Below are 24,780 nucleotides of genomic sequence, written 5' to 3'. Positions count from 1 at the left end.
GCGGGGCTCGCGTCCCCGGGGGGGGGGGGGGGGGTGGGGTTTTTTTTTTAATACCCCCCCCCCCCCCCCCCCCCCCCCCCCCGCCAAGCCGTGCTGCTACGGGATGTGTGGATACCTTCTTCAAAGAGAACCTATGGAAAACCTCGTGCAAGCTTCCACCCCTCAGGTTGCGGACGTCGTCAGCGAGCGCATCGAGCGGCTGATCGTCGATGGCGTGCTCAAGGTCGGGCAACTGCTGCCTTCGGAGCGGCGCCTGACCGAGAAGCTGGGCGTCTCGCGCACCGCGCTGCGTGAAGGGCTCAAGCTGCTGCGCGCCCGGGGCATCATCGAAACCCGGCACGGCAAGGGCTCTTTCGTTGCGCAGATGGGCGGCTTGGGCCTGTCCGCCGCATCGCCGCTGATGCACCTGTTCGCCTCGCAGCCGCGCACTCTCTATGACCTGTTCGAGGTGCGCAGCCTGCTGGAAGGGGAGTCAGCCCGCCTGGCGGCATTGCGCGGCACCGACGCGGATTTCGTGCTCATCACCCGCGCCTACGACGCGCTGGTGGCGGCCCACGATCACGCGCTTGAAGCCAGCGAACACGCGCGGCTCGATCATGCCTTTCACCTGGCGATCAGCGAGGCATCCCACAACCCGGTGCTGGTACAGACCCTGCGCTCGCTGACAGACCTGCTGCTCAACACCGTCTTCGCCTCGGTCAACAACCTCTATCACCGTGAAGCCCAGAAACGGCAGATCGACCGCCATCACGCCAGGCTCTACAACGCCGTCACCGGCCGCCTGCCGGATCAGGCGCGCAAGGCCGCCGTGGCGCACATCCAGAGCATCTGCGACAACCTGCGGGAGATCGAGAACGAAGAACAGCGACTGGTCAGGGCCACCTTGCGCCTGGAGGGCTGGGCCTGACCTTGACAGCTACCGGTGAATGTCGCACTTTACGCATTGCGTAAGTCGTTTACGAAAACCTGTTTACCAAAAACAATAACTAGCGTGCAGGCCTTCCCGTGGATCTATTCACCTACTACCGCTCGACCTCCAGCTACCGCGTGCGCATCGCGCTGGCGTTGAAAGGCCTTGAGGTCAATGCCATTCCCGTGAACCTGATCCGCGACGGCGGCGAACACCTCAAGCCCGCGTATCTGGCGGTCAATCCGCAAGGCCGGGTGCCAGCGCTTCGCCTTGAGAGCGGCGAGGTGGTGATTCAATCCATGGCGATCATCGAATACCTCGAAGAACGCTTCGCCCAGCCTGCGCTGCTGCCCGACGATCTGCTCGCCCGTGCTCGCCACCGGCAGGTCGCCGCCCTGATCGGTTGCGATATCCACCCGCTGCACAACGTCGCCGTGCTCAACCGCCTGCGCGGCCTGGGCCATGACGAAGGTGACGTGACGGCCTGGATCGGCCACTGGATCAGCGAAGGCTTCGCGGCCGTGGAAGCCTTGATCGGTGACGAGGATTTCTGTTTCGGCGCGGTGGGCCTGGCGGACGTTTATCTGCTGCCACAGTTGTATGCCGCGCGACGCTTCAATGTCGATTTGAGCGCATTCCCGCGCATCTGCCGGGTCGAAGCGCTGGCGCTGGCCCATCCGGCGTTCCAGAAAGCGCACCCGGATGCGCAATCGGACAAGCCGGAGTAGTCTGTCCCTTATGAAAATCTTCGGTCTGCAACTGATCTTCGGCGACTTTCTCGCCCGCAGCGTACGGGGCATTCCCTGTGCGCCACCTGCTCGACTGTGAACCTCGCCAACCCGCATTTCACTATTTAGCAGGAGCAAGACCGTGACTGATCTCTATGAAAACCCCATGGGCCTGATGGGCTTCGAGTTCATCGAATTCGCCTCGCCGACGCCCGGCTCGCTGGAGCCTGTGTTCCAGATGATGGGCTTTACCAAGGTCGCCAACCACCGTTCCAAGAACGTGGCGCTGTACCGCCAGGGCGCGATCAACATCATCCTCAACAATGAGCCCCACAGCGAAGCGTCCTACTTTGCCGCCGAGCACGGTCCTTCCGTGTGCGGTATGGCGTTCCGGGTCAAGGATTCGCAACAGGCCTACAAACGCGCGCTGGAACTGGGTGCACAGCCCATCGAAATCGCCACCGGCCCGATGGAGCTGCGCCTGCCGGCGATCAAGGGCATTGGCGGCGCGCCGCTGTACCTGATCGACCGTTTTGGCGAAGGCACGTCGATCTACGACATCGACTTCGTGTTCATCGAAGGCGTCGAGCGTCATCCTGAAGGTGCAGGTTTACAGTTCATCGATCACTTGACCCACAACGTCTATCGCGGGCGCATGGCGTACTGGGCGAATTTCTATGAAAAGCTGTTCAACTTCCGTGAAATCCGCTACTTCGACATCAAGGGCGAGTACACCGGTCTGACTTCCAAGGCCATGACCGCACCCGACGGCATGATCCGCATCCCGCTGAACGAGGAGTCGTCCAAGGGCGCGGGGCAGATCGAAGAGTTTTTGATGCAGTTCAACGGTGAAGGCATCCAGCACGTGGCGTTTTTCACCGACGACCTGATCAAGACCTGGGATCGTCTGAAAGCCTTGGGCATGCGCTTCATGACCGCTCCTCCCGGCACCTATTACGAGATGCTTCAGGGGCGCATCCCCGACCACGGTGAGCCCGAGGCCGAGTTGCAGTCCCGCGGCATCCTGCTGGACGGCACATCAGAGGGTGGCAACAAACGCCTGCTGCTGCAGATCTTCTCGGAAACCCTGATGGGCCCGGTGTTCTTCGAATTCATCCAGCGCAAGGGCGATGACGGGTTCGGCGAGGGCAACTTCAAGGCGCTGTTCGAGTCGATCGAGCGCGATCAGGTGCGGCGTGGGGTACTGACCACCGATTAATCGGTTGGTTATCCCCCGTAGCAGCACGGCTTGCCGGCGGGAGCGGTGCATCAGACAACTCATCTGTGACTGACACACCGCGTCGCGGGCAAGCGCGCTCCTACAGGGCTCAGGCCTTAGGCATTTCCCCACCCATCCGCGCGCTGATCGCGCGGGCGGTGTGCAGCAGTTTCTGCGCCGCCTGGGCCTGATGCGCACCGGTAAACACCGACGCCGATCCCACCACCGTCACCACGCCCACCAGCTTGTTGCCCATGGCGAACACCGGGGACGACACCGCGTTCACGCCGGCCATCAACAACCCGTGGATCTGGTGCACGCAGGTGGCGCGGATTTCCTCGACATGGCGCTCCACTTCCTTGAGCTGTGCAGCCGACAGCAAAGCCGACTCCTGCTCGCGCAGGGCAGCGGTTTCGGCGTTCGACAAGAATGTGTCGAACACCAGCCCCGTGGAGGAGCCGAGCAACGGCAGCACCGAGCCGATCTGCGTGACCAGGGTCACCGCGCCCAGGGACTGCTCGACGTACACCACGGTCGGCCCTTTGTTGCCCCACACCGCCAGGAAGCAGGTTTCGTTGAGTTCGTCACGCAGGGTAACCAGCTCGGGTGCCGAGATCTTCAGCACATCCAGCTGGCTCAAGGCGGCAAGCCCAACCTGCAAGGCCGAGCGCCCCAGCCGGTAATGGTTGGTGATCGGGTCCTGCTCGGCAAAGCCGCTGTCCACCAGTGCCTGTAGGTAGCGATGCACTTTGCTGGCCGGCATCGCGACGTGCTCGGCGAGCCTGGACAGCGAGGTGGCGGGCGCCAGTTCCGCCAGGGCCTTGAGGATGCCGACGCCGACTTCGGCGGACTGCACTTTCTGTTGGCGGGCAGCGGGGGCGGTTGCGGATGGATCGGTCATGAGCAGGGCGTGCGCCGGTCTGGAAAGGCTGCTTTATAGCTTGACCGTTGCTCAAACTCAAATTACGTTATGCGTAATGCATTTACGTATAATATTACGATCACTGTAGGAGCGCGCTTGCCCGCGACAGGATCGTGACAGCCAGCACAGATGTCTCAGGTAGATCGCCATCGCGGGCAAGCGCGCTCCTACAAAGGCCAGAGGTCTCATAACAACAAGAGGTCAAGATGTTCACCAAACCCGCATCCGAGCCGCTGAAATACCAGACGGGCTTCGGCAACCAGTTCAGCAGCGAGGCGGTGCCGGGTGCGTTGCCGGCCGGGCAGAACTCGCCGCAGCGCCATCCCCTGGGCTTGTACGCTGAGCAGTTCTCCGGCACCGCGTTCACCGTGCCCCGCGCCGAAGCACGGCGCAGCTGGCTTTACCGCATCAAGCCTTCTGCGGCCCATCCGCAGTTCAAGCGCCTTGAGCGTCAGATCACAGGCCTTGAACAAGGTCCGGTGACGCCCAATCGCCTGCGCTGGAATGCCTTCGACATCCCCGCTGAACCCACTGATTTCATCGACGGCCTCATCGCCCTGGCCAGCACCAGCGCGGCGGATCAGGCCGAAGGCGTGAGCATTTATGTCTACACCGCCAACCAGTCGATGCAGCGTGCATTCTTTAACGCTGATGGCGAATGGCTGCTGGTGCCGCAACAGGGCCGCTTGCGCCTGGTCACCGAGCTAGGCCTGCTGGACATCGAGCCGCAGCAAATCGCGGTGATACCCCGTGGCCTGAAATTCAGCGTGCAACTGCTCGACGGCACGGCCCGCGGTTACCTCTGCGAAAACCACGGCTGCGCCTTGCGCCTTCCGGACCTGGGTCCCATCGGCAGCAACGGGCTGGCCAATCCTCGGGATTTCCAGGTGCCGGTCGCCTGTTTCGACAACAGTGAACAACCCACAGTGCTGGTGCAGAAGTTCCTCGGCGAGCTCTGGGCGGCGCTACTGGAACATTCGCCATTCGATGTGGTGGCCTGGCATGGCAACAACGTGCCGTACAAGTACGACCTGCGCCTGTTCAACACCATCGGCACGGTGAGCTATGACCATCCGGACCCGTCGATCTTCACGGTCCTGACCTCGCCGGGAGTTACCCACGGTCAGGCCAACATCGATTTCGTGATCTTCCCGCCGCGCTGGATGGTGGCGGAAAACACCTTCCGCCCGCCGTGGTTTCACCGCAACCTGATGAACGAGTTCATGGGCCTGATCGACGGCGCCTACGACGCCAAGGCCGAAGGCTTCATGCCCGGCGGGGTGTCGCTGCACAACTGCATGAGCGCCCATGGCCCGGACAACGCGACGGCGGAAAAGGCCATCGCCGCTGACCTTGCGCCACACAAGATCGAACAGACCATGGCTTTCATGTTCGAGACCGGCAAGGTCCTGCGCCCCAGCCGTCATGCCCTACACTGCCCGCAACTGCAAGGCGACTACGACGCCTGCTGGAACGGCATCGCCAGAACCTTCAAACCTCTGGACACGGATAACCAACGATGAGTACTTCCCTTCATGCCCGCAGTTGGGTGACCTCTGCCAACGATCACCCTGATTTTCCGCTGCAGAACCTGCCATTCGGGGTGTTCAGCGCCAGCAACCTCAGCCGGCGCGGCGGGGTGGCCATCGGCGACTGCATTCTCGACCTGCAGGCTGCGCTGGAAAGCGGCTGTTTCACCGGGCAGGCGCGGATTGCCGCCGAAGCCGCAGGGCGCGGGCAGCTCAACGATTTCTTCGCCCTGGGCGCCTCGGCGCGTCAGGCGCTGCGCCTTGAACTGCTGCAACTGCTGGACGAAAGCAGCCCGGCCCGCGAAGACCTGCTGCACCCCATGAACGCGTGTCAGATGCACCTGCCGGCGCAGGTCGGCGACTACACCGATTTCTACGTGGGCATCCATCACGCCACCAACGTCGGCAAGCTGTTTCGCCCTGACAATCCGCTGCTGCCCAACTACAAATACGTGCCCATTGCCTACCACGGCCGGGCGTCGACGCTGTGCGTGTCCGGCACGCCGGTCAAGCGCCCGAGCGGTCAGACTCTGGCCCCAGGCGCTGAAGCGCCCACCTTCGGCCCGAGCAAGCGGCTGGATTACGAGCTGGAAGTCGGGGTGTGGATGGGGCCGGGCAACGAGACCGGCGAGCCCATCGGCATCGGTCAGGCAGGTGAGCACATCGCCGGCTTCTGCCTGCTCAACGACTGGTCGGCGCGGGATCTGCAAGCCTGGGAATACCAGCCGCTGGGTCCGTTTCTGTCCAAGAGTTTTGCCACCAGCATTTCACCCTGGGTGGTGACAAGCGAGGCGCTGGCACCGTTTCGCAGCGAGCAACCACAGCGGCCTGAAGGTGACCCGCGCCCCCTGGAGTACCTGTTCGATGAGCAGGACCAGGAGCAAGGCGCGCTGGACATCGAGCTGGAGGTGCTGCTGCTGACCGCGCTGATGAAAGAGCAGGGTATGGCCCCGCAACGGCTGGCGTTGAGCAACACCCTGAACATGTACTGGACGGTGGCGCAGATGGTCACCCATCACAGCGTCAACGGCTGCAAGTTGCAGCCCGGGGACCTGTTCGGCACCGGCACCCTGTCCGGTCCGCAGCAGGGGCAATTCGGCAGCCTGCTGGAAATCACCGAAGGCGGCAGGCACTCGGTAGAGTTGCCGAGCGGCGAGACGCGCAAGTTCCTGGAGGCGGGGGACGAGGTGATTCTCAAGGCACGCTGCCGTCGCGATGGTGAGGTCAGTATCGGTTTCGGCGAGTGCCGTGGGGTGATTGTTGGGTAACTCGGTTTGATCAATTGAATCCTGTGGGAGCGGGCTCGCCCGCGAAGGCGGTGGATCAGTCACCATTCAGGCGTCAGATCCGACGTATTCGCGGGCAAGCCCGCTCCCACAGGGTTAACGTGGTGCATCAGTTGAGGGCACGACCACTCGTCAGGCAAATCCTTCGACCAACGACCCCGTTCTCGGCAAAAACCGCCCCTGCCGCTCACCCTGCACCTTGCCCTGGGCATAACTCAAATGCCCGTTCACCCACACTCCGTCGATGCCTTCGGCGGCGCGTTTGGGTTCCTTGAAATCCGCCACGTCGCGCACCGTTTCAGGGTCGAACAACACCAGGTCGGCCCAATAGCCTTCACGCACGAAGCCGCGCTCGTGCAGGCCAAAGCGGGTGGCTGTCAGTCCCGTCATCTTGTGAATGGCGGTGTGCAACGGAAACAGTCCCAGGTCCCGACTGAAATGCCCAAGCACCCGAGGGAACGCACCCCACAGGCGAGGGTGCGGGAAGGGGTCTTCCGGCAGGCCATCGGAACCGATCATCGACAGGGGATGCTTCATGATGTTCTGTACGTCGTTTTCATCCATGCCGTAGTACACCGCCCCGGCCGGCTGCAGCTTTTTCGCAGCGTCAATCAGCGACAGGCCCCAGTCAGCGGCGATGTCTTTCAGATCGCGCCCGCCCTGATCCGGGTGTGGCGTGGACCAGGTAATGGTGATGCGAAACGCATCGGTGACCTGCTTCAAGTCCAGCGTCGAGGAACTGGCGGCATAGGGATAACAGTCGCAGCCCACCGGGTGGCTCTGCGCGGCTTTTTCCAGTGAGGCCAGCAGTTGCGGGCTGCGGCCCCAGTTGCCGGCCCCGGCGCATTTCATGTGGGAAATGACCACCGGCGAGCGCGCATGGCGGCCGATGTCGAAAGCCTCGTCCATGGCCTCCAGCACCGGTTCGAATTCGCTGCGCAGGTGAGTGGTGTAGACCGCGCCAAACGCGGTCAACTCTTCGGCCAGTTGCTTGACCTCATCGGTTTCTGCCGAGTACGCCGTGGCATAGGCCAGCCCGGTGGAAAGCCCCAGCGCGCCATCCTCCAGACTCTCGCGCAGTTGCTCGCGCATGGCGCTGATTTCGTCAGGTCTTGCCGTGCGAAACAGATCGTCCAGATGATTGCTGCGCAGCGCCGTGTGGCCGATCAGCGCCGCGACATTGACCGCCGGGCGGGCCTTGTCCACCGCCTGGCGATAATCACTGAAACGCGGATAGGCAAAGGCCTTGGCCGGGCCGAGCAGGTTCATCGGGTCCGGTGGGTCGCCGGCCAGGGTCACGGGTGAGGCACTGATGCCGCAGTTGCCGACGATCACTGTGGTCACGCCCTGGGTGATCTTGGGCAGCATCTCGGGATGGCGGATCACCACGGTATCGTCATGGGTGTGCACGTCGATGAAACCCGGCGCGAGCACCCGGCCCGCCGCGTTGATTTCCTCGCCGGCGGACACCCCGTCAAGGTTGCCGATGCGCTGGATGCGCCCGTCGCGGATCGCCACGTCGGCGCGCACGGCGGGGGTGTCGCTGCCGTCGATCACCAGCGCGTCGCGAATGATAAGGTCGTAAAGCATGTCAGTCTCCAAGCGGCAGGCCGTCGTCACCGCCGCGATAGTCATCCAGGGCCAGTTTGATCCGGCGCAGGCGTTCCTGATTGTCGTCCGGGGCCAGCAGGGCAAGCTCAGTGGCCAGCACGTCGATGGTCAGCAACATGCCGTAGCGCGCCGCCGTGGGTTTGTAGATGAAATTGGTTTCGGCGATCTGCAGTGGCAGCACGACGTCGGCAAGCTGCGCCAAGGGCGAGTCGGGCAGGGTGATGGCCAGGGTTTTCGCGCCGTAGCTGCGGGCCAGGCTCACCACCTCCAGCAGCTCCGGCGTGCGGCCGCTCAGGGAGCAGACGATCAGGCTGTGACCGGGCCCCAGGGTCGCGGCGATCAGGCGCATCATCACCGGGTCCCGGCTGGCGGAAATGGGATAGCCCAGGCGCACCAGACGGGTCTGCAGTTCTTCGCTGCACAGGCTGGAGCAGCCGCCCATGCCGAAGCTGTGGAGCATGCGCGCCGGGGCGAGCAGGGCCACCGCCGCCTTGAAACGCGCGTCGTCGAAGCCTGCCAGGTGCTGGCGCAGGGTCGATTCGATATCGCCGACGATCTGAGTGAAAAACGCTGATTGCTCCGGCGCCTGCTCCGGGTTCAGAAAGCGGCTGCCAACACCACTGGCCTGAGCCAGTTGCAGGCGCAGGTCACGCAGATCCTTGCAGCCGATGCTGCGTGCAAAGCGCGACAGCGTGGCGCTGCTGACTTCGGCGCGGCTGGCCAGTTCGTCGAGGCTGGCGCTGGCGGCGAAGGCGACGTCGCTCAGAATCAGCCGGGCGATCCGGCCTTCACCGGCGCTGAAGGAATCCTGGCGGGCGCGGATCTGGTAAAGAATGTCCACTCAGAGCACCTGTGCCAGACCGAGGGTCAGGACGAACGCGATCACCGAGATCAGCGTTTCCAGGACCGTCCAGGTCTTGAAGGTTTGCGCCACTGTCATGTTGAAGTACTCCTTGATAAGCCAGAATCCGCCGTCGTTGACGTGGGAAAAGATCACCGATCCGGCGCCGGTCGCCAACACCAGCAGCTCCGGATGCGGATAACCCAGGCCCATGGCCACCGGCGCGACGATGCCCGAGGCAGTGGTCATGGCAACCGTCGCCGAGCCTGTCGCCACGCGCATCAAGGCGGCGAACAGCCAGCCCATCAGCAGCGGCGAGAGATGGAAATCCTGGGCCAGGCCGACGATCTCGTTGGTCACGCCGCTGTCCACCAGGATCCGGTTCAGCCCGCCACCGGCGCCGACCAGCAGGGTGATGCTGGCGGTCGGGGCCAGGCATTCCTGGGTGAATTTGAGAATTGAATCACGATTGAAGCCCTGCGCGATGCCCAGTGTCCAGAAACTCAGCAATGTCGCCAGCAGCAGGGCGATCACCGAGTTGCCGATGAACAGCAAGAAGCTGTTGAAACCGCTGCCCGGCGTGGAAATCAGGTTGGCCCAACCGCCCAGCAGCATCAGGAACACCGGCAGCAGAATGGTCGCCATGGTGATGGCAAAACCGGGCAGTTGCTTGCGTGGTTCGCGGTCCAGAAACTGCTTGGCCAGCGGGTTTTCATCGGGCAGGTGGATGTGCGGCACGATGAGTCTGGCGTACAGCGGGCCTGCGATGATCGCGGTGGGGATGCCGATCAGAATCGCATAGAACAGCGTCTGGCCGACGGATGCCTGATAGGCCTGCACCGCCAGCATGGCCGCAGGGTGCGGCGGAACCAGGGCGTGCACCACCGACAGGCCGGCGACCATGGGCAGGCCGACCATCAGGATCGAAACCCCGACACGACGGGCGACGGTGAAGGCAATCGGCACCAGCAGCACGAAGCCGACCTCGAAGAACAGCGGCAGGCCCACCAGAAACGCGATGCAGACCATGGCCCAGTGGGCGTTGCGTTCGCCAAATCGGTCGATCAGTGTGCGCGCCACCTGCTCGGCACCGCCGGACTCGGCCATCATCTTGCCGAGCATGGTGCCCAGCGCCACCACCAGCGCGATGTGGCCCAAGGTCTTGCCGACACCGCCTTCATAGGAGGAGACCACCGAGGTGGCGGGCATCCCGGCGACCAGCGCAAGGCCGACGGACACCAGAGTGATGACGACAAACGGATTGAGACGAAAACGCGCGATCAGGACGATCAGGGCAATGATCGCGATGGCGGCGTAGACCAACAGGGACAGGCCGGTAGACGGAGGCATGCAACGGTTCCTTGCAGAGAAGTTGAGGTCAGCGGGCGGGCGGCGGGCAGTGTCAGTCCGGGCGCAAACCAGCGATGAAAACGGTCTCGGCAGTGGGTGTTGCAAAGGTGTTGCAGGGTGAAACGAGGGTCGATAGGCGACGATCACAGGCAGGCATTGTTTTTATCTCTGATTTCGTGATGAAAATTAAATTACACGAAAATCGATAAAAATAGAAATATATGAAAATAACTTTCTCTCAGGTGGGTCCGGCTTGCCTGCGTCGGCGATCTTGAGGACGCCATCGCGGGCAAGCGCGCTCCTACAGGGCTGAGGTCAGCCACACCCGTAGCAGCACGGCTTGCCGGCGGGAGCGATCTCAAGGGCGCCATCGCGAGCAAGCTCACTCCTACAGGGCTGAGGTAACCACACCCGTAGCAGTCCGGCTTGCCGGCGTCGGCGATCTTGGGGGCGCCATCGCGGGCAAGCGCGCTCCTACGGCGGGCGGTGACCACACCCGTAGCAGTCCGGCTTGCCGGCGTCAGCGTCCGCTGAACCGCTCCCGGTACGCCTGTGGCGTTACGGCCACGGCTCGCAGGAAGCTGCGGCGCAGGGTTTCTTCGGTGCCGAAGCCGCAGCGGTCGGCGATGCGTTTTATGGGCAGGGCGCTGTCGCCGAGCAAGCGCCGCGCTGCCTCGACCCGCAACTGCTCGATGGCCCGGGCCGGGGTGTTGCCGGTGTGGGCGCGGTAGTGGCGCACGAAGCTGCGTTCGCTCATGCCCACCTGCGCGGCCAAGCTTGCGACCGACAGGTCGGCGGCCAGGTTATCGAGGATCCAGGCGTGCAGGTCGCCGAAGCGGCTGTCCTGGCTGCGGGTGGCGTGTTGCATCGACAGCGCGGTGCTGAACTGCGACTGCCCGCCGGGGCGCTTCAAAAACACCACCAGTTGCCGCGCCACAGCCAACGCGGCGTTGCGCCCAAGGTCGGCTTCGACCAAGGCCAGCGCAAGATCGATCCCCGCCGTGACGCCAGCCGAGGTCCACAGTTTGCCTTCATTGATGAAAATCGGCTCAGGGTCGACCGTCAGCGCGGGATAGCTGCGCGCCAGGTCTTCGCAACTGTCCCAGTGGGTGACTACCCGGTGGCCGTCCAGCAACCCGGCCTCGGCCAGCAGAAACGCGCCGGTACAGACCGACGCCAGGCGCCGGGCGCTCGATGCCTGATGCCGAACCCAGCGCAACAAATCCTGATCCTGCAAGGCGACGTGAACACCCCAGCCGCCTGCGACGATCAAGGTATCGGATGCCCCTTCAGGGAATGGATGACTGTGCAAACCCAGCCCGGCCGAGGATTCCACGCTGCCATTTTCCCGCGCAATAACGCTGGGCGAGTAGGGCGCCGGCAAGCCCTGTTCAGCCGCATGCACGTTGGCCGAGGCGAACACCTGCAGGGGGCCGGTGACGTCGAGCAGTTGCACGTTGGGGAACGCCAGAATATGGATGGGCCGGGCGTTGGTGGACATGGCGGCGCCTCACAGGAATTGGCGGAAAGTGTGGGTGATATGGCGTATCCGCCAGAGCCTATCTGGCTACAGTGAATTCGTCCAATTCACGCAATGCGAACAAGGAGCGATTTCCATGACCCTGCACATCGGCCTGCTGGTATTCCCCAAGGTTCAACAACTGGACCTGACCGGCCCCTACGACGTTTTCGCGACCATGCCGGGTGTCACCGTGCACCTGGTGTGGAAAGACCTCGAACCCCTGCAATCGAGCACCGGCCTTGCATTGGTGCCGACCGCGACCTTTGACGACTGCCCGGATCTGGACGTGATTTGCGTGCCCGGCGGGATCGGCATCAACGCGTTGCTCGAAGACGCCCAGACCCTGGCTTTCATCCAGCGCCAGGCGGCCAATGCGCAGTACGTGACTTCGGTGTGCACCGGCGCGCTGGTGCTCGGCGCGGCGGGCCTGCTTAAGGGCAAGCGCGCAACCACACACTGGGTGTCCCATGGGTTGCTGGAAAAATTCGGGGCAATTCCGGTCAAGGAGCGGGTGGTGCGTGACGGCAACCTGATGACCGGTGGCGGTGTCACCGCGGGCATCGATTTCGCCCTGACGCTGGTCGGCGAGATCTTCGATGCGCAGAAATCCCAGACCATTCAGTTGCAACTGGAATACGCCCCGGCGCCGCCGTTCGATGCCGGTCGCCCTGAATCCGCGCCTGCCGATGTGCTGGCGATTGCCAGCGAGCGTGCAGCGGCAGGGCTTGAGGAACGGCGGCAGATCGTCGAGCGGGTGGTGGCGGCCAGTCGTTAAACGGGCTTGGGGTTGGCGGGGATTTCGTACCAGCACAGGAACAGGTCCAGCGCCGACTCCACCACCGATTGCTGTTTTTCCGCGCTCAGCAGGGGCTCGTTGAGGGTCACCTGCGGCCAGAACGCGAACGCCTTGAGCAGGGCGTGGATCTGCGAGGCGGCAAAGCCCGGCTCGACGTCTTTCAGGCGACCGTCCTGCTGGGCGCCGCGCACCCAGATGGTGAAGGTTTCTTCGCGCTGGTTCAGGCGGCTGACCCAGGCCTGGGCGCGTTCGGGGGAGTGAATCGTCGCGCCGATGGCCACCCGCGCCAGGTCGATAAAATTACTGTCACCCAAAGTCTTCATCTTGGTGTTGAGCAGGTCGCGCAATTGTTCACGCAAGGGCACACCGGGGCGGTAGATATCCTCGGACTGGGCCGTGGCCTTGGCCCACAGGCGCTGGAGCATCTCGGCGAACAGCTCTTCCTTGCTCGGAAAGTGGTTGTACACCGTGCGCTTGGAAACTTCGGCCCGCGCTGCGATGCGGTCCATGCTGGTGACCTCGAAACCGTTGTCGCGAAACTCGGCAATGGCTGCCTGCACAATGGATTCACGTTTTCGGTCGGTCAGTCGCTGGGGGGGCAGTCATGGCATCGCTTCTAGAAAATGGCACAGGTCGGAACCTGGCCCGACAAGAAAATTACACCGAATAGTTTACTTCTCTTTGAGGATCGTGCAAGCTTGAAACTACACTGTGTAGTGTAAAGCGCTGTAACAACTTCTCGCTTACTTCTTCCCGAAGAATGCAACATTCTGCGATGCGTCCGCCGTCGCAGAAATCTCCACCCGTTTCATGGAGTCAGCACATCATGGCCTCGATCGAAAAGAACCTCGAACAAGCTCCCTCGTTGCCGGTCCTGTCCCGCCGGGATGGCCGCTATTTCAATCACAAGCCGATGCAGCGCGCAGGCTTCCTGAAAACCCTGCGCATCTTCTGGAACGCGATGGTGAACAAACCCCGTCACACCCGTCCGGTGGGGGAGATTCCGGTTCAGCCGCTGTCTCGCCAGCAATTGCTGGCCGCGCCCAACAACACCGTGTATCGCCTGGGCCATTCGACTGTGCTGCTCAAGCTGCGCGATCAATATTTCCTGACTGACCCGGTGTTCGCCGAGCGTGCCTCGCCCATCCAGTGGGCAGGGCCGCAGCGCTTTCACCAGCCGCCGATCAGTCTGCATGAGCTGCCGCCACTGAAAGCGGTGATCCTGTCGCACAACCATTACGACCATCTGGACCACATGACCATCGGCGTGCTCAAAGACAAAGCCGAGCATTTCATCGCGCCGCTGGGGGTGGGTGACACCCTGATCGAGTGGGGCGTGCCGGCCGAGAAGGTGCAGCAACTGGACTGGTGGCAATCCACGGAAATCCACGGCATCCGCTTCGTCGCCACCCCGGCCCAGCATTTCTCCGGCCGTACCCTGCGTGACGGCAACCAGACGCTGTGGGCTTCCTGGGTGATGATCGACGGCGAGCAGCGGATCTTCTTCAGTGGCGACACCGGCTACCACGCAGGCTTCAAACTGATCGGCGAGCAATACGGCCCGTTCGACCTGACGCTGATGGAAACCGGCGCCTACAACGTCGACTGGCCGGATGTGCATATGCAGCCAGAGGAAACGCTGCAGGCGCATATCGATGTGCGCGGCAAGTGGCTGCTGCCGATTCACAACGGCACCTTTGATCTGGCCATGCATGCCTGGCACGAACCTTTCGACCGGATCCTGGCACTGGCCTGGGACCGCAGCATTTCCATCACCACTCCGGAAATGGGCCAGCCGTTCTACATCGACTACCCAAGCCGTGGCGAGGCCTGGTGGATGAAGGTCGAGAAAGCGGTCGAAGCCCCGGCGCCGCGTCGCTGTGGACGGCGCTGCAATCGCCAGCAGGTGGCAAGCCGCGGCTAGGCCCGCATTTGCCGGATCAGCATCAGGGCTTCCTCCTTGAACAGCGGTTGCTTCATGCGCTCTGCAAGTAACGCGACTTCACGTTCGCGTTCGCAGCCGATCACGGCGGCCACCTTGCCCTGTTTGCACAGCAGGGCCAGGAAGTCGAAGGATTCCGGTTCGCCCAGGTAGACCTCATCGTCCCAGTCGTCGGCGTGACCGAGGTAGTCCAGGCGCTTGCCGAAGTGGAAGGTCCAGAAGTACGGCACGTCGGTGTAATGCTGATTGCCGCCGAGCATGTTGCTGGCGGCGATGCGTGCCTGTTGCTGGGCCAGGCGCCAGTGTTCGATGCGCTGGGTGGCGCCGTTCATGGGGAAGGTCGCGATATCACCCGCCGCCCACACGTCCTTGCCTGCCAGCATGCCGCTGTTGACGGCCAGCGAGCCGTCTTCTTCCAGTTGCAGACCATCGATGAACTGCGTGGCGGGCCCGACCCCGATGCCGATCAAGGCCAGGTCCGCTGGCAACCTCTCGCCATTGTTCAGTACCGCTCTTTCCAGGCGCCGTTTGCCCTTGTGAATATTGCCCTCGAAGCGTGTGACTTCCACGTGGGTGCGGAACAGAACCCCGTTGGCTTCGTGCAGCGTACGAATGGCCTTGCCGATCCGTTCGCCGAGCTGGGCGGCGAACGGGATTTCATGGCGAGCGATCACCGTCACTTCAACTTTGTGCTTGCGCAGGGCCGAGGCCGCTTCCAGGCCAATGAAGCTGTCGCCGACGATCAGCGCGTGGCTGCCCGAGGGAGCGGCGGTCAGGATCTTCTTTGCGTCGCTGCGGCTGCGCAGGGTCAACACCTGCGGCAGGTCGGCGCCTATCAGCGGCAGCGTGCGCGGTTCGCCACCGCTGGTTATCAGCGCGGCGTCATAGTCGAAGCGACGGCCATCGGCCAGGATCAGCCGCTTGTTGATCACGTCCAGCTTCATGACTTCGCCATGGATGCGTTCGATGTGGTTGTCCTGGTAATAGATTTCCTTGCGCAGCGGTGGGGTCTCCTCGGGCTGCATCTCGGCCGAGAGCACGAATTTGCTTAGCGCGGTGCGGTCGTAGGCGGGGTGGCGTTCGCGGTCGATCAACAAAAGCTGGCCGTTGAAGCCGTTGTCGCGCAGGGCACAGACAGCGGCCGTGCCTGCGGCGCCGGCGCCGATCACCACGAAGCAGCGGTTGTCGAACGGCAATTGGCGGTACGTCGAGTGCGCAGGGTGCTCCTCGACGTGGATCTGGTCTTCGATGATCTGCACCGGATAGCGCACCAGCGCATCCAGCGCCGGCGGCTCGCACAGGCTGCCATCCTCGATGGCGAATTCGGCCTTGTGCCATGGACAGATCAGATGCCCGTTGCACACCGCGCCATCGGCCAGCGGCGCGCCGGCATGAGGACACTCGGCCTGGTAGGCGCGCACCTCGTCGGCATGGCGAACCAGCACGACCTTGATGGCGCCAACTGCAACCTGAATGCCGCGATCTTGACGAAGATCGGCCAGGCTGGCGACTCGATGCATAGCCATTTCACATTCTCCCAGGCTTTCTTTTGGGAGTCGGTGGGTCTGGCAGAGGTTCAGTAAATCTCACTAGACCCGTAGGAGCGCGCTTGCCCGCGACAGGGGTGTGTCAGATACATTGTTGTCACAGCCACACCGCCATCGTCCGGATGCGGCCCAGACCAAGCGCGCTCCTACGGGCTCAGCGCACCAATCCCAATCGATCATGCCACTCGGCAATCGATTCCTCTGGATACTGCTCGAATTGCTGATCCTTGGGTCCGGCCTGCACCTCGACCCACGAGGCCTTGGAGTCCAGCAGCAGGTGCGTGTGCTCGGGCGGGGTGGGCAATGGCGTGTCGATGGCGCTGGCGAAGGGGTGAATCAGCTCCGGCCATTCAGGGCTGAACAGCCACAGGCCGCTGCCGCAGTGCTTGCAGAAATGTCGCTCGGCGCTGCTGGTGCCGACGTGGTGCTGCTCGTCGTCGCGCATCTTGGCGTGGTAGATCGCGATGCTGCTCTTGCCCTTGACCTTCAGGCTCTTGGCGTCGCCGCCCAGATTGATCGAGTAGCCGCCACCGCCCTGGGTCTTGCGGCAGATCGAGCAATAGCAACGTTGATAAGGGTAGGGGTGGGCGCTGGTCAGGCTGAATTCCACCGCGCCGCAATGGCAGGAACCTTCCAGGTGCATGGCGTTTTCTCCAATCGGGAATGACAGACTCTTAGGTCTAGACCTCAGCCCTCCTTCAGGTTCGAAGTTTTTTCTCGAACGGGTGTTCGCTTTATTCATTCGAGCAGCCCTAAAGAAGCGGCTGGCCGCGTCGATAGGTGTGGGTTGTACGATGACATCTGTCACCACTACCCTCTAAAAACAACGAGCCTACGGTCATGAACCTACGCAACCTGACCATCGCCCGCCGCGCGGGCCTTGGATTTACCCTGATTTCCCTGCTTGTCGCCGTGCTGGGCTGGTTCGCCCTGAGCCAGATGTCCACGATTCGCCAGAGTGAGGTGGCGGTGGAGAGCAACTGGGTGCCGAGCATGCGCCTGGTCAATGACATCCGCGAAGCCATGCTGCGCATTCGCACCATCTCCCTGCGCATGGCGCTGGACACTGACCCCAACAACGTCAGCGTGTACAGGGGCCAGATGGACGCCCGCTCCAAGGTGCTGAACGAGAAGCTGACCAGCCTCGACACCTACATCGACACCCCCGAAGAAAAGGTGTTGTACGACAAGTTTCGCAACACCCTGGGCGATTACCAGCGCGGCCTGAGCCAATCCTTCGTGCTGGCCCAGAGTGGCGATCTGAAGGCGCTCAATACCTTGCTGCTGGTGGACATGAAAACCGCCGTGGACAACTCCGGCTCGCAACTGGGTGATCTGGCGGACTTCTACACCCACAGGATCGAACTCGAAGGCACGGCGGCCCAGGCCCAGTACGGCCAGTCGCGCACGGTAGTGCTGGTGTTCGTGTTGATCGCGGCGCTGTCCACGGTGGTCCTAGCGCTGTGGCTGACCCGCAGTATCATCCTGCCGCTGGAAGACGCGGTGACCGCCGCCGAGTTCGTCGCCAAGGGCGATCTGACCCATGACATCCGCGTCGAAGGCAAGGACGAAGTGACTCGCCTGCTGCGCGCCCTGCAACAGATGCAGAACAACTTGCGCAGCACCTTGAGCCTGATCGGCAGTTCGGCGAGCCAGTTGGCGTCGGCAGCCACCGAGCTGAATTCGGTGACCGAAGACAGCCATCGCGGCCTGCATCAGCAAAATGCTGAAATCGAGCAGGCCGCCACCGCCGTCAACGAGATGACTTCGGCGGTGGAGGAGGTGGCGCGCAACGCGGTGTCCACCTCCCAGGCGTCCAGCGAGTCCAACGATGCCGCGCAGGATGGCCAGGCGCGGGTGATCGAAACCGTGACCTCGATCCAGAACCTGTCCAGCAACGTGCAGCAGACCTCGGTGCTGGTGCAGAACCTGGCCGATCAGTCCCAGGACATCGGCAAGGTGCTGGACGTGATCCGCTCCATCGCCGAGCAGACCAACCTGCTGGCGCTCAACGCGGCCATCGAGGCGGCGCGTGCCGGTGAGTCGGGTCGTGGCTTTGCGGTGGTCGCCGATGAGGTCCGCGCCCTGGCCCATCGCACACAGCAATCGACGCTGGAGATCGACAAGATGGTGTCGACCATGCGCAGCGGTTCCAGCGAGGCGCTGGAGTCGATGCTGGTCAGCCGCAATCAGGCGTCCACGACCCTGGAGTTGGCGCAGGGCGCTGGCGAATCGCTGAACCGGATCACCTCGTCGATCAACCAGATTTCCGAGCGCAACCTGGTGATCGCCAGCGCGGCCGAAGAACAGGCGCAAGTCGCTCGGGAGGTGGATCGCAACATCGTCAATATTCGCGACCTGTCGCTGCAGTCTTCGTCCGGGGCCAACCAGATCAGTGCGTCGAGCAATGAGCTGTCGCGTCTGGCGGGGGAGCTGAATCAGGTGGTGACGCGCTTCCGCGTTTAACGGCTCTCCCATTGTAGAAGCGCGCTTGCCCGCGACGGCGGTGTGTCAGCCACATCGTTGTCACAGGCACACCGCCATCGCGGGCAAGCGCGCTCCTACACGGGCCTGCATAAACGTTTCATCTCATTCACTTGCCTGCGCCTGTCTTCGCCTTGCATCATGCCCCCGACCAATAATTCCTGGCGGGCCGAACCCGCCGACACGGCTGGAGAAAGGCAATGGATGATGTGAATGGTGGTGCAGGCAGCTGGCTACGCTCCCCGCTGCACAAGGGCTGGCTGGCTCAGGAAGGCCTGCGGTTGCTGGGGTTTGCCAAGGCCTCGCGTTTGCCCGAAGGCTTTGGTGCGCTGGATGATTTCGGCCGGTTGCCTGCCGATGCCGTCGCCGAAACCCTGATCACCGCCCGCATGACCCACAGCTTCGCCATGGCCCACATCAGTGGCATTCCCGGCTTCGCCGAACTGGTCGATCACGGCATCGCCGCGCTGGCCGGGCCGCTGCGTGATGCCGAGCACGGCGGCTGGTTCGACCGGCCCCAGGCGCACACCAGCAATACTGGCAAAGCCGCGTACTTGCATGCGTTCGTCGCCCTGGCGGCCAGTTCCGCCGTGGTTGCGCAACGTCCCGGCGCCCAGGCGCTGCTGGAACAGGCAATCCAGATCATTACCCAGCATTTCTGGAGCGAAGAAGAGGGCACGGTGCGTGAATCCTTCGCCCGCGACTGGACCGAGGAAGAAAGTTATCGCGGTGCCAACAGCAACATGCACAGTACCGAAACCTTCCTCGCCCTGGCCGATGTGACGGGCGACGGGCGCTGGCTGGACCGTGCGCTGCGCATCGTCGAGAGGGTCATTCATCAACATGCGGCAAGCAACAACCACCAGGTGATCGAGCATTTCACCGCCGACTGGCAGCCGGTGCTCGATTACAACGCTGACCGTCCGGGGGATGAATTCCGCCCCTACGGCACCACCCCCGGCCACGCCTTCGAATGGGCGCGGCTGGTGTTGCACCTTGAAGCTGCGCGACAGAAAGCGCAGATGCCCACGCCATCGTGGCTGCTCGAAGATGCCCGCGGGCTGTTTGAGAACGCCTGCCGCTATGGCTGGGACGTCGATGGCGCACCGGGGATCGTCTACACCCTGGACTGGGAAAACCGCCCGGTGGTTCGCCATCGCCTGCACTGGACCCACGCCGAAGCGGCGGCGGCCTCGGCGGCGCTGCTGCAACGCACGGGTGAGGCGCAGTATGAAGCCTGGTATCGCACGTTCTGGGAATTCAACGAGACGCTGTTCATCGACCGTGAACACGGCAGCTGGCGCCACGAGCTGAACCCGCAAAACCAGCCCAGCGCCGACATCTGGCCGGGCAAGCCCGACCTGTACCATGCGTACCAGGCGACGTTGTTGCCGGTCTTGCCACTGGCCGAGAGCCTGGCGACAGGGCTTGCGCACTACGCATGACCTCAAGACCGCCCCCGCCGGCAAGCCGTGCTGCTACGGGAGCGGGGAGGCCACACACCGCACCGTAGCAGTCCGGCTTGCCGGCGTCAGCGATCTTGAAGGCGCCTCGCCGGCAAGCCGTGCTGCTACGGGGATGGTGTTGGCTGCGCGATCCGCTTCTGGCCGCAGGCCGTAGCAGCCGGGCTTGCCCGCGGGAGCGGTTTCAAGCCAAACGCTGTGTCACGCGAATCACCTGGCGGGCGATGTAGGCGCCGGTGACGATCACGCCAAACAGGCGCAAGGTCTGCATGGCCAGCACGAAGCCGACGTCGGAATGGGTGTCGATGGCGATGATCGCCATGGCGTCCAGGCCGCCGGGGCTGGTGGCCAGGTACACCGAGAGAAAATCCTTGCCCATCATTTCGGCGATGATCCATGCGGAAATCGCGCAGAGCAGGATCAGCAACAACGACCCCATGATCATTGCCGGAAGCCGCCGCCACACGTACCTGATGGTCGCCCGGTCGAAGCGCAACCCGATGTAGCTGCCGATCGCACCGTAGGCGATCGCCAGCAGCCAGGTTGGCATGGTGATCTGCAACAGACCGCTCAATTGCAGCGCGCCACCCAACAACAGCGGGACTAGCAAGGCCCCCGCAGGAAGGCGGCCGCCGAGGGTCACGCCGACCACGATCACCAGCAGGCTCAGCCCCAGGTTCAGCAGATTGACACCCTGCATCAGCGCATCGGTGCTGTGGGCTGCAGTGCCACCGCCCTCGACCCCGATCACCCGGCTGACCAGCGCGCCGATCATCACCACGCACACCACCCGCACGTACTGCATGGTCGCGACCACCCGCGAATCCGCGCCGTAATCCTCGGACATCGCCACCATCGCCGACGCTGCACCCGGCGAGGTGCCCCAGGCGGCAGTGCTGCCCTGAATTCCGCCCCAGCGCGCCAGAGCCACGCCCACCACCGCGCTCAGGGCAATGGTCAGCACTGTGGCGAACACCATCACGTGCCAGGATTGTATGGCCGTGAGCAGCACGCCCATGGTCATCGAATGGGCCACCAGCACACCTACCGTGCCCTGACCCAGGCGAAACACCTGCTTGTTCAGGCGAATCGTCGCGCCCGACACACCGAAGCCAATGGCGACCAGCATAGGGCCGAGGAACAGCGCCGCCGGCACGTTGAAATACTTGAAGGCTTGACCGGCACTACCGGCCAGGAGGATGAGCAAGGACCATTGCAGCAATGGGTGCAGACTTTCGAGGGAAAACGAGGCGGGGCGCGACAACGAGGATCTCCAGTGCATGGGCTTTTCCTGATGGAGTTCGTCCAATGCTCAGAAGTATCGACAGTTCAATCGATCAAGTCTATTTTCTAATAATCATGAATTGATAACTCTGGTTTATATATGGACCTGCGGGACCTGACCTATTTCGAAACCATCGCCGAGCTTGGCCACCTGGGCCGGGCAGCGGAAAAACTCAACCGCAGCCAGCCGGCGCTGACCAAGAGCATCCAGCGCCTTGAAGAGTCCTTCGGCACCAAGCTGTTCCAGCGCGACGGGCGGCGCATCAAGCTGACGCCGGTGGGGGAGCTGTTGCAGGCGCGGGGCAAGATGTTGCAGCAGAGCATCGCCCAGACCCAGCGCGAAGTGCGTGATTTCGCCAGCGGCGCGGTGGGTGAGATTCGCCTGGGTTGTGCCTCGACCATGGCCGAGTACCTGCTGCCGGAGCTGACCGATGCGTTGCTCAAGCGCGCCCCGGACATCACCCTCAAACTGGTGATCGGCCAGGACGACATGCTGCGCGAGCAACTGCGGTCAGGGCATCTGGACATGATCATCTGCGCCCAGCGCAGCGTCGAAGACGAGTTCGCCGCGCACCCGATCCTCACCGATGAGGCGGTGGTGATCGCCAGTCGCAATCATCCGATCTTCAACACGCCGTACCAGATGAGCGATCTGTGCGGTTATCGCTGGGTGCTGCCGCCACCGGGGGTGTCGTCGCGAATCTGGGTCGATGAAGCCTTCGCCCGCCACAACCTGCCGCTGCCGGTGGTGCAGATCGAGGCCAACTCCATCTCGCTGTTGCCCAGGCTGATCGCCCAGACCAACCTGCTCAGTTTCATCGCCAGGGAAACCCTGGAATATGGCAAGAACATGCAATATCTGCGTGAAGTGCCGCTGCAAGCTACCACCATGGCGCGGACCATTTGCGTGATCCTGCGCCGCGAGGGCTACCTGTCGCCAGCGGCCCATGCCATGGCCCAGATGCTGCGCGACAACGGCGGTGCCTTTTTCAGCTGGGTGTGATCCCGACACGTTCTGGACTAACCTTGGACTATCGACAAGAGGAGAAATCGAAGATGCAGCTACAGCCACACACTTTCGCCGAGCACACTCTGGTGCCCTATTTTCTGAACGATGAAGACCACCATTTTGGTGGCGACCAGTCCCCGCTCAATGATTCGGACGCCGACGAAGACACCGAATCCCTGGAGGAACTGGATCTGGGTGATCTGAGGCTGGACGAGTTCGCCGACGCCGACAAGCTGGATATCGGGTCGTCGACGCTGGGTTAATACGCCGTCCACTTTCAGGGGCTGGCAAGCTGGCCCCTGTGATGGCTGCCGTTAATCGGGGCAGGCGCAAATGCCGCTGGAATCTGTACGGATAGACAGTATCCTTACCAGTTCCTGCCAGCCGTCACGTGATCCCATTGTGAGCCTTTCTCTCCTCGACAACCCTTTCTATTACCTGGAAAACTTCCGCCAGGTGTTGAGCTGGATCGGCCAGCGCTACGGCGACCTGCTGATCGATGAGGAGCACGCTTTCATCGCCAACTTCGCCCGCTTGCCCCAGCCCGCCCAGGCGCTGCTGGTGAGAATGGTGATGCGCAAGGGCACGTTGTTCCGCGCCAGCAAACTGGACTACGCCGAGATTGGCGATGCTCGCCTGGCCGTGGTGCCGCTGATCGAATGCGGCTGGGTCGATGGTCAGCCGCCTCTGGACCTCACGGCGCTGTTTGCCCTGTTGCGCAAGGACGAACTGGCACAGTGCTTCAAGGCGCACGGCGTCAGAAGCTCGGAGAAGAAGGCCGACCTGCTGCAGCGTCTGCTGCCTGAGTACCAAGTTGCGCAGCCTCTGACGCAATGGTTTTCGAGCCTGGACGAGGCGATCTTCGCGCTGCAAGTCATGCCCTTGTGCGATCGTCTGCGGCTGTTGTACTTCGGCAACCTCTATCAGGAATGGTCAGAGTTCGTGCTGGCGGATCTGGGGATCTATCGTTACGAAAAAGTCGAGTTTTCTGTCGAGTCCCGGGGCATCAGCCAGCGGGCGGACATCGACACCTGCCTGCATCTTCACAGCTGTCGTCAGGCGCTCGACGAGGGGGGTGAACTGCAAGCTCTGGCTGACCAGGCGCTGGCGATTTCAACTGACAACCCGTGGCTGGCCATGCGTCGGGCCAAGCTGTTGTTCCAGATCGGCTATCAGGCTGAACGTGAGCAGGATTGGCCGCTGGCGCTGAGCGTTTATGTGCAGTCCAGTTATCCGGGGGCCCGGGTGCGCAGGATCCGGGTGCTTGAGCGCGCCGGGCAATTCGTCGAAGCCATGGCGCTGCTGAACATTGCCGAGGCGGCGCCGCAGAACGACGAAGAAACCCAGCACCTGATGCGCATCGCCCCACGCCTGCAGCGCAAGCTGGGGCAGGGCAGCACAAAGCGCAAGGCGGCGCGAGTCGTCACCCGGCTGGACTTGAGCGTGGTGCCGTTGCCTGATTGCAGTGTCGAGCAGTTGATTGGGCAGCATCTGGCTGAAGCGGGCAGCGAGGTGCATTACGTCGAGAATGCGCTCATCAATTCGTTGTTCGGGTTGTTGTGTTGGCCGGCGATTTTCGCGCCGTTGCCGGGAGCGTTTTTTCACCCGTTTCACAGTGCGCCGAGCGATCTGTACAGCCCGGATTTCTATCAGCGTCGCGCCGGGGCGTTCGATGGGTGTCTGGCGGCGCTGGCGGACGGTCGTTATCAGGCGCTTATTCGGCAGAACTATGTGGACAAGTTCGGTTTGCAATCGCCGTTCGTGTTCTGGGGCACGTTGACGCCGGAGCTGCTTGAAACAGCGCTGCATTGCCTGCCTGTGCAGCATTTGGAGCGCTGGTTCCGCCGCTTGCTGCAGGACATCAAGGCCAACCGCACAGGCATGCCCGACCTGATCCAGTTTTATCCCGAGCAACGCAGCTACCGCATGATCGAGGTCAAGGGCCCCGGGGATCGGTTGCAGGACAACCAGTTGCGCTGGCTGGATTTCTGCGCCGAACATGGGATGCCGGTGGTGGTGTGTTATGTGCAGTGGGCCGAAGAATCCGCCCTGGCCGGGTGATGCGGCGACCATGAGGACGCCCCCGCGGGCAAGCCCGGCTGCTACGGTTTCGTGGTGCACCCGCGATTCGCTTCTGGCCGCAGCCGTAGCAGCACGGCTTGCCGGCGGGGGCGCCGCCGCTCCCTGTAGGAGCGCGCTTGCCCGCGACTGCGGTCTGGCTGCACCTGAATGTGCAACTGATCCACCGCCATCGCGGGCAAGCGCGCTCCTACGAATTCGTGTTGTAAGGAGATGGTCGATACACCCAAACCCCCGTAGCAGTCCGGCTTGCCGGCG

Annotated in this window: 21 protein-coding genes and 1 pseudogene; 13 read left to right on the top strand and 9 right to left on the bottom strand. The window is 62.9% G+C overall.

What is annotated here, in order from left to right; genetic code table 11:
* Positions 1-145 precede the first annotated feature (145 nt).
* The 3 genes from glcC (at position 146) to hppD (ending at position 2,857) form a co-directional block, all read left to right on the top strand.
* On the top strand, positions 146-907 hold the full coding sequence (gene glcC, locus ACIPOO_RS00620; protein ID WP_400603663.1) for a transcriptional regulator GlcC: 762 nt from the start codon (positions 146-148) through the stop codon (positions 905-907).
* 98 nt (positions 908-1,005) lie between these two features.
* Positions 1,006-1,638, top strand: a complete 633-nt coding sequence (maiA, locus tag ACIPOO_RS00615) for a maleylacetoacetate isomerase (protein ID WP_400603661.1) — start codon at positions 1,006-1,008, stop codon at positions 1,636-1,638.
* Between the two features lie 142 nt (positions 1,639-1,780).
* Entirely contained in the window at positions 1,781-2,857 is a 1,077-nt protein-coding gene (gene hppD, locus ACIPOO_RS00610; protein ID WP_400603659.1) for a 4-hydroxyphenylpyruvate dioxygenase, read from the top strand.
* Positions 2,858-2,966: 109 nt separating this feature from the next.
* On the opposite strand, the gene ACIPOO_RS00605 is transcribed toward hppD, so the two are convergent.
* Positions 2,967-3,758 carry an IclR family transcriptional regulator gene (locus tag ACIPOO_RS00605; RefSeq protein WP_400603657.1) on the bottom strand — a complete coding sequence of 264 codons (792 nt, stop codon included), beginning with the start codon at positions 3,756-3,758 and terminating at the stop codon, positions 2,967-2,969.
* 227 nt (positions 3,759-3,985) lie between these two features.
* Between ACIPOO_RS00605 and hmgA the strand changes: the two genes are divergently transcribed.
* Both hmgA and fahA read left to right on the top strand, forming a co-directional pair.
* Complete coding sequence (gene hmgA / locus ACIPOO_RS00600) at positions 3,986-5,302, top strand: homogentisate 1,2-dioxygenase (RefSeq protein ID WP_400603655.1); 1,317 nt, start codon at positions 3,986-3,988, stop codon at positions 5,300-5,302.
* Positions 5,299-6,576 (top strand): fumarylacetoacetase, encoded by a 1,278-nt coding sequence (fahA, locus tag ACIPOO_RS00595; RefSeq protein ID WP_400603653.1) that lies wholly within the window; start codon positions 5,299-5,301, stop codon positions 6,574-6,576. Before hmgA ends, fahA begins: the two co-directional genes overlap by 4 nt.
* 150 nt (positions 6,577-6,726) lie before the next feature.
* Here fahA and ACIPOO_RS00590 read toward each other — a convergent pair whose 3' ends face one another.
* The 4 genes from ACIPOO_RS00590 to ACIPOO_RS00575 form a co-directional block, all read right to left on the bottom strand.
* Positions 6,727-8,184: an amidohydrolase family protein gene (locus ACIPOO_RS00590; protein ID WP_400603651.1), complete on the bottom strand. Its 1,458-nt coding sequence runs from the start codon at positions 8,182-8,184 to the stop codon at positions 6,727-6,729.
* A 1-nt stretch (position 8,185) separates the two neighbouring features.
* Complete coding sequence (locus ACIPOO_RS00585; protein ID WP_400603649.1) at positions 8,186-9,046, bottom strand: MurR/RpiR family transcriptional regulator; 861 nt, start codon at positions 9,044-9,046, stop codon at positions 8,186-8,188.
* On the bottom strand, positions 9,047-10,396 hold the full coding sequence (locus tag ACIPOO_RS00580; protein WP_274131890.1) for a gluconate:H+ symporter: 1,350 nt from the start codon (positions 10,394-10,396) through the stop codon (positions 9,047-9,049).
* A gap of 520 nt (positions 10,397-10,916) precedes the next feature.
* Complete coding sequence (locus ACIPOO_RS00575) at positions 10,917-11,897, bottom strand: GlxA family transcriptional regulator (RefSeq protein ID WP_400603647.1); 981 nt, start codon at positions 11,895-11,897, stop codon at positions 10,917-10,919.
* Between the two features lie 115 nt (positions 11,898-12,012).
* Between ACIPOO_RS00575 and ACIPOO_RS00570 the strand changes: the two genes are divergently transcribed.
* Positions 12,013-12,693: a DJ-1/PfpI family protein gene (locus ACIPOO_RS00570; RefSeq protein WP_400603645.1), complete on the top strand. Its 681-nt coding sequence runs from the start codon at positions 12,013-12,015 to the stop codon at positions 12,691-12,693.
* Here ACIPOO_RS00570 and ACIPOO_RS00565 read toward each other — a convergent pair.
* Positions 12,690-13,316 (bottom strand): TetR/AcrR family transcriptional regulator, encoded by a 627-nt coding sequence (locus ACIPOO_RS00565; protein WP_400605142.1) that lies wholly within the window; start codon positions 13,314-13,316, stop codon positions 12,690-12,692. The two genes, ACIPOO_RS00570 and ACIPOO_RS00565, sit on opposite strands and share 4 nt — an antisense overlap.
* A gap of 224 nt (positions 13,317-13,540) precedes the next feature.
* Here ACIPOO_RS00565 and ACIPOO_RS00560 point away from each other — a divergent pair, with 224 nt between their 5' ends.
* Complete coding sequence (locus ACIPOO_RS00560) at positions 13,541-14,638, top strand: MBL fold metallo-hydrolase (RefSeq protein WP_274131894.1); 1,098 nt, start codon at positions 13,541-13,543, stop codon at positions 14,636-14,638.
* Here ACIPOO_RS00560 and ACIPOO_RS00555 read toward each other — a convergent pair.
* Together ACIPOO_RS00555 and ACIPOO_RS00550 are read right to left on the bottom strand one after the other, a co-directional pair.
* Positions 14,635-16,182, bottom strand: coding sequence for an FAD-dependent oxidoreductase (locus ACIPOO_RS00555; protein WP_400603642.1), 1,548 nt, complete (start codon positions 16,180-16,182; stop codon positions 14,635-14,637). The genes ACIPOO_RS00560 and ACIPOO_RS00555 overlap by 4 nt on opposite strands.
* Before the next feature lie 175 nt (positions 16,183-16,357).
* Complete coding sequence (locus ACIPOO_RS00550) at positions 16,358-16,846, bottom strand: GFA family protein (protein WP_400603640.1); 489 nt, start codon at positions 16,844-16,846, stop codon at positions 16,358-16,360.
* Between the two features lie 197 nt (positions 16,847-17,043).
* Here ACIPOO_RS00550 and ACIPOO_RS00545 point away from each other — a divergent pair.
* The 3 genes and pseudogenes from ACIPOO_RS00545 to ACIPOO_RS00535 form a co-directional block, all read left to right on the top strand.
* Positions 17,044-17,811: pseudogene (locus ACIPOO_RS00545) on the top strand (MCP four helix bundle domain-containing protein); the annotation flags it as partial.
* Entirely contained in the window at positions 17,806-18,669 is an 864-nt protein-coding gene (locus tag ACIPOO_RS00540; RefSeq protein WP_400605140.1) for a methyl-accepting chemotaxis protein, read from the top strand. The pseudogene ACIPOO_RS00545 and the gene ACIPOO_RS00540, both read left to right, overlap by 6 nt.
* Before the next feature lie 218 nt (positions 18,670-18,887).
* Positions 18,888-20,132: an AGE family epimerase/isomerase gene (locus tag ACIPOO_RS00535; RefSeq protein WP_400603638.1), complete on the top strand. Its 1,245-nt coding sequence runs from the start codon at positions 18,888-18,890 to the stop codon at positions 20,130-20,132.
* A gap of 202 nt (positions 20,133-20,334) precedes the next feature.
* Here the strand turns inward: ACIPOO_RS00535 and ACIPOO_RS00530 are convergent, their stop codons facing one another.
* Positions 20,335-21,432: an AbrB family transcriptional regulator gene (locus ACIPOO_RS00530; RefSeq protein ID WP_400603636.1), complete on the bottom strand. Its 1,098-nt coding sequence runs from the start codon at positions 21,430-21,432 to the stop codon at positions 20,335-20,337.
* 102 nt (positions 21,433-21,534) lie between these two features.
* Here ACIPOO_RS00530 and ACIPOO_RS00525 point away from each other — a divergent pair, with 102 nt between their 5' ends.
* The 3 genes from ACIPOO_RS00525 to ACIPOO_RS00515 all read left to right on the top strand — a co-directional run bounded on the left by ACIPOO_RS00525 (position 21,535) and on the right by ACIPOO_RS00515 (position 24,504).
* Positions 21,535-22,437, top strand: a complete 903-nt coding sequence (locus tag ACIPOO_RS00525) for a LysR family transcriptional regulator (protein ID WP_274131899.1) — start codon at positions 21,535-21,537, stop codon at positions 22,435-22,437.
* Positions 22,438-22,490: 53 nt separating this feature from the next.
* Positions 22,491-22,706, top strand: a complete 216-nt coding sequence (locus ACIPOO_RS00520) for a hypothetical protein (RefSeq protein WP_400603634.1) — start codon at positions 22,491-22,493, stop codon at positions 22,704-22,706.
* A gap of 139 nt (positions 22,707-22,845) precedes the next feature.
* Complete coding sequence (locus ACIPOO_RS00515; protein WP_400603632.1) at positions 22,846-24,504, top strand: VRR-NUC domain-containing protein; 1,659 nt, start codon at positions 22,846-22,848, stop codon at positions 24,502-24,504.
* Positions 24,505-24,780 lie beyond the last annotated feature (276 nt).

The organism is Pseudomonas sp. NPDC090201, from assembly GCF_044746825.1.
GTDB classification, from domain to species: domain Bacteria; phylum Pseudomonadota; class Gammaproteobacteria; order Pseudomonadales; family Pseudomonadaceae; genus Aquipseudomonas; species Aquipseudomonas putida_AD.
The sequence above is the reverse complement of the archived record's forward strand: the minus strand, read 5'-3'. Positions and strand labels throughout refer to the sequence as shown.